This is a genomic window from Streptomyces xingningensis (genome assembly GCF_054957865.1).
Genome location: NZ_JBDJPF010000113.1, coordinates 1 through 7,578, shown reverse-complemented (window position 1 = coordinate 7,578; position 7,578 = coordinate 1). Strand labels below are relative to the sequence as shown.

Here is a 7,578-nt window from a genome sequence, read left to right as displayed (position 1 = left end):
CCCGGCGCCGATGCCCCATGGATCTATGAGGCGGCCCCCGGCACCCGGGTCCGGGCCCCCCCCCCCCCCCCCCCCCCCCCCCCCCGGGGCGCCCCCCGGCCCCCCCCCCCCCCCCCCCCCCCCCCCCGCCCCCCCCCCCCCGCCCCCCCCCCCCCCCCCCCCCCCCCCCCCCCCCGGCGGTTATCCCCCCCCCCCCCGGGGCGGGGGCCCCCCCCCCCCCCCCCCCCCCCGGCGGTTCTCTCGACTGCTCCCGCGGGCCGCACGGTCAGCTCCGTGGTGGCGTAGCCGCACAGGCAGTCGGCGCAGGTCGATGGTCAACCGGCTGATCGCCGACGGCCCTTGGGCATGGCGGAGGAGAAGGAGTCCTGCGAGATGGTCTTCGGGCTTGAGGATGTCGTCGTGCAGGAGCCGGCGTGCGACGTCCCAGCGATGCTTGTCATCGGGTGGCTGAGTGGGGCCGTTCCAGCGGACGGCGGGGACTGGACGGTGGTGAGCTTGTTGGTGCGAGCCCAGCGGATGAAGTGCCCGGCCGTCTGGCGGTAGGCGGCGGGCTTCGCGGAAGGGATGGCGGAGCTGGCTGCGATGAAACTGAATCATCAAGATCAAAATTATGAATCTCAAAGTCTGTGAGTTGACGTCTTAAAAATATCAAGGTAGACATGAAATATGAATAGGCCGCCGTGGGTAAGGAGCCGAGGATGGACTGGCAGGACCTGACGGACCTGACGCGCGGCCGGCCGTTCGCGGTCGAGCGGGTCCGCCTCGCCGACAGCGGCGTCGCGATCGAGGGGCAGTTCGAGCCGCCGCAGCTGGCCCAACTCGGCATCGACGACCAGATCTTCGTCGCCGCGTTCGTCCGGGCGCACGGATCCATCAAGGAGATGGAGCGGATCTTCGGGGTGAGTTACCCGACGATCAAGTCCCGGCTGAAGCGGATCGCCGAGCACCTCGACTTCGTCGACGTCGGCCCACCACCCACCAGCGCCGCTGACGTCGTCGACCGCCTGCGCCGGGGAGAGATCAACACCGAGGACGCCCTGGCCGAACTGGAGCGGGACCGATGATCCCGCAGCTGATGACGGTGCGCGTGCACCGTTTCAACGGCCGCCGGGTGCGGCTGTACATCCCCGTCGTGCCGGTGGTGCTGGTGCTGTCGCCGCTGCTGCTGCTCGCCGTGCTGGGCGGGGTGGTCGCATGCCTCGTCTTCCGGGTCAGCCCGGGAGGGGCGCTGCGCGGTGCCGGACAAGTGCTGTGGGCACTGCCCGGCACCCGGTTCGAGATGGCGCAGGGCAGGACGGCCGTGCTGGTCAGCGTCAGATAACTCGGAGAGACAGGAGCACACGCATGAACGAGCAGCGCCGCCAGATCCTGGAGATGCTGGCCGAAGGAAAGATCACCGCGGACGAGGCCGAGCGGCTGATCGAAGCGCTCCAGCGCAGGCAACCCGAGACGCCGCCGGGAACGACGTCCCGCCCGGAGGCCCGCCCCAAGTACCTGCGCGTGGTCATGGACGCCGAGGACGACACCGGCGGCGGCTCCACCCGGCTCAACGTCCGTATCCCGCTGCAGCTGCTGCGCGCCGGCGTCCGGCTCACCACCCTGATCCCGCCGACGGCCATCACCAAGGTCAACGCGGAGCTGGGCAAGGCCGGCGTGCCGATCGACCTCGCCGAGCTCAAGCCGCAGCACCTCGATGACCTCATCGAGCACCTCGACGACGTCATCGTCGACCTCGATGACCCCGGCTCCAAGATGCAGGTCTACTGCGAGTGATACCGCCCCGGCACGGGACCACGGGCCGACGGGCGTCCGGCCCCGGGTGGTCCACCGCAACTTAGAACAAAACGCACTCACACAACCGGGTGGAGCACATGACAAACGGCCGGTGAAGGGGGCCAGGGCCCGGTGGGGGAGCCGGGGCCTGGCTCGCGGACTCGCTGATCAGAAGCCGCGCATGCGGCCGTCCCGTGGCCCCGGCGGCAGCGCGGGCAGCTGCGCGCGCTGCCGCCCCTGGGGGTGGTAGGTGTCCCAGGCCCCCGGATAGCCGGAGTGGCCGGGGTAGGGGGAGTGCCCGGTGAGCTGGCCGTAGTAGCCCTGCCCGGTGCCCTGCGCGGACTGCTGGGGGCCGAAGGCCTTGAAACCCAGCTCCTCCTCGCCCGCGCGGTCGCCCGGCAGCGTGCGGAAGGAACGGCGGTACTCGGAGCAGAGGGCGTCGAAGATCGGGGTGACCGAGACGGGGCGGCTCTGGGCGGCGGCATCGCGGGGTGGGCGCATGCCGGGGATGTAGTTCTGGTACGAGGTCCGGGAAACGGGTTCGTATGAGTACACATCCCTGCCAACGACCTCGCGGTCCATCGGATGCGGTTGCGGCCGGGAATGCCCCCGGACCGGGAGACCCGCAGCGCACCACGTTGATCGGGCGCCCCTCGGCCGGGTGCTCTGCGCCCGTACTCGCTGATCGGACGATCGCCGGTCAGGTGCCCGCGAGCGGCATGCTCGCGCCGACCAGCCGCCCGGCGGCCGCGGCCCGGTCCAGGGCCTCGCGGAGCAGGTCCTCACGGGGCTGCTGGCCGATCGTGCCGACCGGGGCCGCGAAGACCAGCACCCGCTGGGTCTTCTTGACGGCCGCCCGCCACTCGTCGGCCACCCGCATCGCCTGGTGCGCCTGCCACCAGGCCACCGGCGAGCCACCGACCGCGCTGGGCTGGAGGATCGCGTGCAGCTGGCCCATGGCCAGCAGCACCGACCAGCCGGGGGTGGGATCCGGGACCTCGTCGACGGCGGACACCGGCGCGAAACCCTGCTCGGCCAGCAGTTCCAGGAACACATCCACCGGCCCGGTGGTGCCGGGCCGGGCGATCGGGACGAGCGGTTCGACGACCAGCGCCGGGCGCAGCTCGCCGTTGATCAGCAGCAGGCCGCTGGTGACCCCGAGCTCGGCCTGCACCGGGATCTCGGCGGCCTGCTGCCCGCCGCCCTCGCCGGTGATGGACTGCACGGCGCCCTGGAGCTGTTCCTCGGGGACGGGGACCACTTGGGACGGGATGCAGGCGGCGTGCGCGAAGGCGAGCACGGCCGTCTCCTCGCCGACGAAGAGCACGGTGCTGGTCCGCTCCCGCTCGCTGTCACCGGGGGTGCGGCAGGAGGTGCAGTCGTAGGTGCCCGGGGCGTTGTCGCCGCCGAGCAGTCGGTCCGCTTCTTCGTCGCCGATCTCGGCGCGTACGTCGTCGCTGACGTCGAGCATGCGAGGCACGGAGGGCTCCTCGAACTTCGGTGCGTGGGGGCCGGGCGGTTCCCGGCTCGTAACGAGGACAACGGAGGAGGCACGGCCGGGGTCACGCACTCGCCCGGGGAGCTTCCCGGCTTCCGTCACCGAATGATCATCATCCGGTCAAGGAGTTGCCGGGTAGGGCGAACCACTCGGTGCTCAGTACGCTCTAACCTCTCAGGAGGCGGGCCACCAGGCGCGCACACCGGCTGCGGGGACGAATGCACATCTCATTCCTGATTCACAATGCCTATGGCATCGGCGGCACGATCCGCACCACGTACAACCTGGCGAGCACGCTCGCCGAGCAGCACGACGTGGAGATCGTGTCGGTCTTCCGGCATCGCGACGAACCGGTCTTCACCGCCCCCGGCAAGGTACGGCTGCGTCATCTGGTGGACCTGCGCAAGGACAGCCCCGACTACGCGGGCGGGGACCCCGGCTTCGAGCGCCCGGCCACCGTCTTCCCGGCCGCCGAGGGCCGCTACAAGCAGTACAGCGCCCTCACCGACCGGCGGATCGCCGAGCACCTGCGCGGCCTGGACTGCGATGTGATCGTGGGCACCCGCCCCGGCCTCAATGTGCACATCGCCCAGCAGGCCCGGCGCGGTCCGGTGCGCGTCGGCCAGGAGCACCTGACGCTCGGCACCCATTCCGGACCGCTCAAGCTGGTCCTGCGCACGCACTACCCCCGCCTCGACGCGGTCACCACCGTGACCGAGGCCGACGCCCGCACCTACCGCAAGCTGATGAGACTGCCCGGCGTCCGCGTCGAGGCAGTGCCCAACAGCATCCCGGCACCGCGCGTCGCCCCGTCGGACTCGTCCGGCAAATGGGTCGTCGCGGCCGGCCGGCTGGCCCCGGCCAAGCGGTACGACGTGCTGATCCGGGCCTTCGGCAAGGTCGCCGCCGAACGCCCCGACTGGCGGCTGCGGATCTACGGCGGTGGTGCGGAGCGCGCCAAGCTACGGGCCCTTGTCGACGAGCTCGGCCTCTACAACCACGTCTACCTCATGGGCCCCGCCAGTCCGCTCGATCCGGAGTGGGTCAAGGGCTCCATCGGCGCCGTCACCTCCAGCCTGGAGTCCTTCGGCATGACGATCGTCGAGGCCATGCGCTGTGGTCTGCCGGTCGTCTCCACCGACTGTCCGCACGGGCCGGCGGAGATCATCGACGATGGCGTCGACGGCCTCCTGGTCCCGGTCGGCAAGGCCGACGCGATCGCCGCCGGACTGCTGAAGCTGATCAACGACGACGAGCTGCGCAAGCGCATGGGCCGCCAGGCCCTGGAGAACGCGGCCCGCTTCGACCCGGCCCGTGTCGCCGGGCGGTACGAGCGGCTGTTCACCGAACTGACCGCCCGCGGCACCCTGCGCGGTTCCCTGCACCGCACCCGTGGCGCCCTGCTCAGCAGCGCTCTGCGGACCACGGACGCGGGCCGCTCCGCCCTGCGACGGGTGCGTGCCGCATGACGCATTCCCCCCTCGACCCCCGCCTTCACACCTCCGAGGAGTCCACCATCGTGTCTGCCCCGCCGCGCGCCGACTGCATCGCGGATTCCGCGGGCGGACTCACCTTCGATCTCGACGCCCCTCAAGGGGCCGCCGCCTCCGGCCACTGGTCGGCGGCGCTGGTGCTGCTCCGGCGCGGCGGCGACGAGTCCGATGAGGTCCGCCTGCCGCTCACGCCCAACGGCGACGGGCGGCTGCGCGCCGTCCTGCCCAGCACCGTCGCGCTGCCCGAAGGACGCTGGGACGTCCATATGGACTGTGGCGAGGCCGAGTTGACGCGCCTGCTGCCGGGCCTGGCCGATCTGCGCTCGCTGGTCGACCGCCGGCCCGGCCCCAGCACCTCGCCGCTGGCGGTCCGCATCCCCTATGCGACCAAGCACGGCAACCTCTCCCTGCGCAGCTGGCTGCGCGCCCCGCACGCCGAGGCCGGGGACCTCCTGCCCGACGCCAAGGGCGTCACCGTCCACGGTGCGCTGCACCGGGTCGAGGATCCCGCCGAGTGGCTCGCCGGGGCCGTCGCCGAGGCGCGCTGCCGCCGGGCGCCCGAGCTGGTGTGCACCGTGCCGCTCACGGCCGAGGGCCAGGAGTTCTCCTTCACGCTCCGCTACGCGGAGCTGTGCGAGCAGTGGCAGGGCGGCCCGGACGCATGGGACCTGTGGCTGCGCCGCCCCGAGGACCCGGACGGGGTGCGGATCGCCCGCATCCTGGACGACGTCGCGGACAAGAAGCAGATCTTCGTCTATCCCTCGCACCCGGTGGACGCCCCCTACGCACCCGCCCAGGCGGGCCCGTACTACACCGTCGACAACGACCTCGCGGTCCGGGTCGACGAGCGCCCGCCGGTCGCGGGCTGAGCCTCCGCCGGGCGCCGCTCAGGTGCCCGCCGCGCCGGGCTCCGCCGCCACCGGCCCGCCGGTCTCGCGCACCGTATCCGGGTGGTGCAGGTCGAAGGCCGGTGACTCGGAGCGGATACGGGGGATGCCGGTGAAGTTGTGACGGGGCGGCGGGCAGGAGGTCGCCCACTCCAGCGAGCGCCCGAAGCCCCAGGGGTCGTCCATCTCGACCCGCTTGCCGTACTTCGCGGTCAGCCAGACGTTGTAGACGAACGGCAGCGTCGACAGGCCCAGCAGGAACGCCCCGATCGTGGACACTGTGTTGAGCGTGGTCCATCCGTCCGCCGCCAGGTAGTCGGCGTACCGGCGTGGCATGCCCTCCGCGCCCAGCCAGTGCTGCACCAGGAACGTGGTGTGGAACCCGATGAACAGCGTCCAGAAGTGGATCTTCGCCAGCCGTTCGTCCAGCATCTTGCCGGTGAGCTTGGGCCACCAGAAGTAGAAGCCCGCGAACATCGCGAACACCACCGTCCCGAACACCACGTAGTGGAAGTGCGCCACCACGAAGTAGGTGTCCGTGACATGGAAGTCCAGTGGCGGCGAGGCCAGGATCACCCCGGTGAGCCCGCCGAAGAGGAAGCTCACCAGGAAGCCGACCGCCCACAGCATCGGTGACTCGAAGGACAGCGAGCCCTGCCACATGGTGCCGATCCAGTTGAAGAACTTCACCCCGGTGGGCACCGCGATCAGGAAGGACAGGAAGGAGAAGAAGGGCAGCAGCACCGCACCCGTCGCGAACATATGGTGCGCCCAGACCACCACCGACAGGGCCGTGATCGCCATGGTCGCGCCGATCAGCATCACATAGCCGAAGATCGGCTTCCGGGAGAAGACCGGGATGATCTCGGTGATGATGCCGAAGAACGGCAACGCGATGATGTAGACCTCGGGATGGCCGAAGAACCAGAACAGGTGCTGCCACAGCAGCGCCCCGCCGTTCGCCGCCTCGAAGACCACCGCCCCGAACCGCCGGTCTGCCTCCAGGCAGAGCAGCGCCGCCGCCAGGACCGGGAAGGCCAGCAGGATCAGGATCGAGGTGAAGAGCACGTTCCAGGTGAAGACGGGCATCCGGAACATGGTCATCCCGGGGGCGCGCATGCCGATGATGGTCGTCAGGAAGTTCACCGCGCCGAGGATGGTGCCGAAGCCGGACAGCGCCAGGCCCATGATCCACAGATCGGTGCCGATTCCCGGCGAGTGCACCGCGCTGTTCAGGGGTGCGTAGCCGGTCCAGCCGAAGGACGCGCCGCCCTCCGGCGTCAGCAGGCTGGCCACCACGATCAGGCCGCCGAAGAGATACAGCCAGTACGCGAACATATTGAGCCGGGGGAAGGCCACGTCCGGTGAGCCGATCTGGAGCGGCATGATCGCGTTGGCGAAGCCGGCGAAGGCCGGGGTGGCGAACAGCAGCAGCATGATGGTGCCATGGGCGGTGAACGCCTGGTTGAACTGCTCGGTGGTCATGAACTGCAGCCCGGGACGGGCCAGTTCGGCGCGCATCAGCATCGCCAGCAGCCCGGCCACCAGGAAGAATCCGAACGACGTGATCAGGTAGAGGTTGCCGATCTTCTTGTGGTCGGTGGTCGTGAGCCAGTCCACCAGGATCGTGCCTGGCCGCCGCTCCCGCACCGGGGCGGCGGCAGCCTGCGCCGTGTCGGTCCCCATCCGTGCCCCCTCGCTCTCGGCTCATCGGGCCTGTCGTGCACATGGGTCTCTTGGGCGTGGGGGGGGGGGGGGGGCGGGGGGGGGGGGGGGGGGGGGGGGGGGGGGGCGCGCGGGGGGGCGGCGCGGCCGGGGGGGGGGGGGGGGCGGGCCGCGCCCCCCCCCCCCCGCCCCCGCCCCGCCCCCCCGCGCCCCCCCCCCCCCCCCCCCCCCCCCCCCCCCCCCCCCCCCCCCCCCCCCCCCC

9 protein-coding genes are annotated in these 7,578 nt (G+C 71.5%); 6 read left to right on the top strand and 3 right to left on the bottom strand.

What is annotated here, in order from left to right; all coding sequences use genetic code 11:
- Positions 1 to 345 precede the first annotated feature (345 nt).
- The 4 genes from ABCR83_RS31675 to ABCR83_RS31660 all read left to right on the top strand — a co-directional run bounded on the left by ABCR83_RS31675 (position 346) and on the right by ABCR83_RS31660 (position 1,773).
- Positions 346 to 543, top strand: coding sequence for a hypothetical protein (locus tag ABCR83_RS31675; protein WP_462698713.1), 198 nt, complete (start codon positions 346 to 348; stop codon positions 541 to 543).
- Positions 544 to 698: 155 nt separating this feature from the next.
- Positions 699 to 1,064, top strand: coding sequence for a DUF2089 domain-containing protein (locus ABCR83_RS31670; RefSeq protein ID WP_462698712.1), 366 nt, complete (start codon positions 699 to 701; stop codon positions 1,062 to 1,064).
- Entirely contained in the window at positions 1,061 to 1,321 is a 261-nt protein-coding gene (locus ABCR83_RS31665) for a hypothetical protein (RefSeq protein WP_462698711.1), read from the top strand. Before ABCR83_RS31670 ends, ABCR83_RS31665 begins: the two co-directional genes overlap by 4 nt.
- Before the next feature lie 23 nt (positions 1,322 to 1,344).
- Positions 1,345 to 1,773, top strand: a complete 429-nt coding sequence (locus ABCR83_RS31660) for an SHOCT-like domain-containing protein (RefSeq protein ID WP_462698710.1) — start codon at positions 1,345 to 1,347, stop codon at positions 1,771 to 1,773.
- Between the two features lie 168 nt (positions 1,774 to 1,941).
- Here the strand turns inward: ABCR83_RS31660 and ABCR83_RS31655 are convergent, their stop codons facing one another.
- Both ABCR83_RS31655 and ABCR83_RS31650 read right to left on the bottom strand, forming a co-directional pair.
- On the bottom strand, positions 1,942 to 2,274 hold the full coding sequence (locus ABCR83_RS31655; RefSeq protein WP_462698709.1) for a hypothetical protein: 333 nt from the start codon (positions 2,272 to 2,274) through the stop codon (positions 1,942 to 1,944).
- Between the two features lie 199 nt (positions 2,275 to 2,473).
- A complete protein-coding gene (locus tag ABCR83_RS31650; RefSeq protein ID WP_462698708.1) occupies positions 2,474 to 3,253 on the bottom strand; it encodes a hypothetical protein in 780 nt (259 codons plus the stop codon).
- A 236-nt stretch (positions 3,254 to 3,489) separates the two neighbouring features.
- On the opposite strand from ABCR83_RS31650, the gene ABCR83_RS31645 reads away from it, so the two are divergent.
- Together ABCR83_RS31645 and ABCR83_RS31640 are read left to right on the top strand one after the other, a co-directional pair.
- Positions 3,490 to 4,740, top strand: a complete 1,251-nt coding sequence (locus tag ABCR83_RS31645) for a glycosyltransferase family 4 protein (protein ID WP_462698707.1) — start codon at positions 3,490 to 3,492, stop codon at positions 4,738 to 4,740.
- Positions 4,737 to 5,633 (top strand): hypothetical protein, encoded by an 897-nt coding sequence (locus tag ABCR83_RS31640; RefSeq protein ID WP_462698706.1) that lies wholly within the window; start codon positions 4,737 to 4,739, stop codon positions 5,631 to 5,633. The genes ABCR83_RS31645 and ABCR83_RS31640 overlap by 4 nt, the downstream gene beginning before the upstream one ends.
- 18 nt (positions 5,634 to 5,651) lie before the next feature.
- Here ABCR83_RS31640 and ctaD read toward each other — a convergent pair whose 3' ends face one another.
- The gene (gene ctaD, locus ABCR83_RS31635) at positions 5,652 to 7,337 is read right to left on the bottom strand and encodes an aa3-type cytochrome oxidase subunit I (RefSeq protein WP_462698705.1); all 1,686 of its coding nucleotides are present in this window, start codon (positions 7,335 to 7,337) and stop codon (positions 5,652 to 5,654) included.
- Positions 7,338 to 7,578: the final 241 nt, after the last annotated feature.

What these genes read in the sequence shown, in the direction of transcription:
- ABCR83_RS31675 (WP_462698713.1), top strand. Translation starts at nt 346, where the DNA reads ATGGCGGAGGAGAAGGAGTCCTGCGAGATGGTCTTCGGGCTTGAGGAT.
- ABCR83_RS31670 (WP_462698712.1), top strand. Translation starts at nt 699, where the DNA reads ATGGACTGGCAGGACCTGACGGACCTGACGCGCGGCCGGCCGTTCGCG.
- ABCR83_RS31665 (WP_462698711.1), top strand. Translation starts at nt 1,061, where the DNA reads ATGATCCCGCAGCTGATGACGGTGCGCGTGCACCGTTTCAACGGCCGC.
- ABCR83_RS31660 (WP_462698710.1), top strand. Translation starts at nt 1,345, where the DNA reads ATGAACGAGCAGCGCCGCCAGATCCTGGAGATGCTGGCCGAAGGAAAG.
- ABCR83_RS31655 (WP_462698709.1), bottom strand. Translation starts at nt 2,274, where the DNA reads ATGCGCCCACCCCGCGATGCCGCCGCCCAGAGCCGCCCCGTCTCGGTC.
- ABCR83_RS31645 (WP_462698707.1), top strand. Translation starts at nt 3,490, where the DNA reads ATGCACATCTCATTCCTGATTCACAATGCCTATGGCATCGGCGGCACG.
- ABCR83_RS31640 (WP_462698706.1), top strand. Translation starts at nt 4,737, where the DNA reads ATGACGCATTCCCCCCTCGACCCCCGCCTTCACACCTCCGAGGAGTCC.
- ctaD (WP_462698705.1), bottom strand. Translation starts at nt 7,337, where the DNA reads ATGGGGACCGACACGGCGCAGGCTGCCGCCGCCCCGGTGCGGGAGCGG.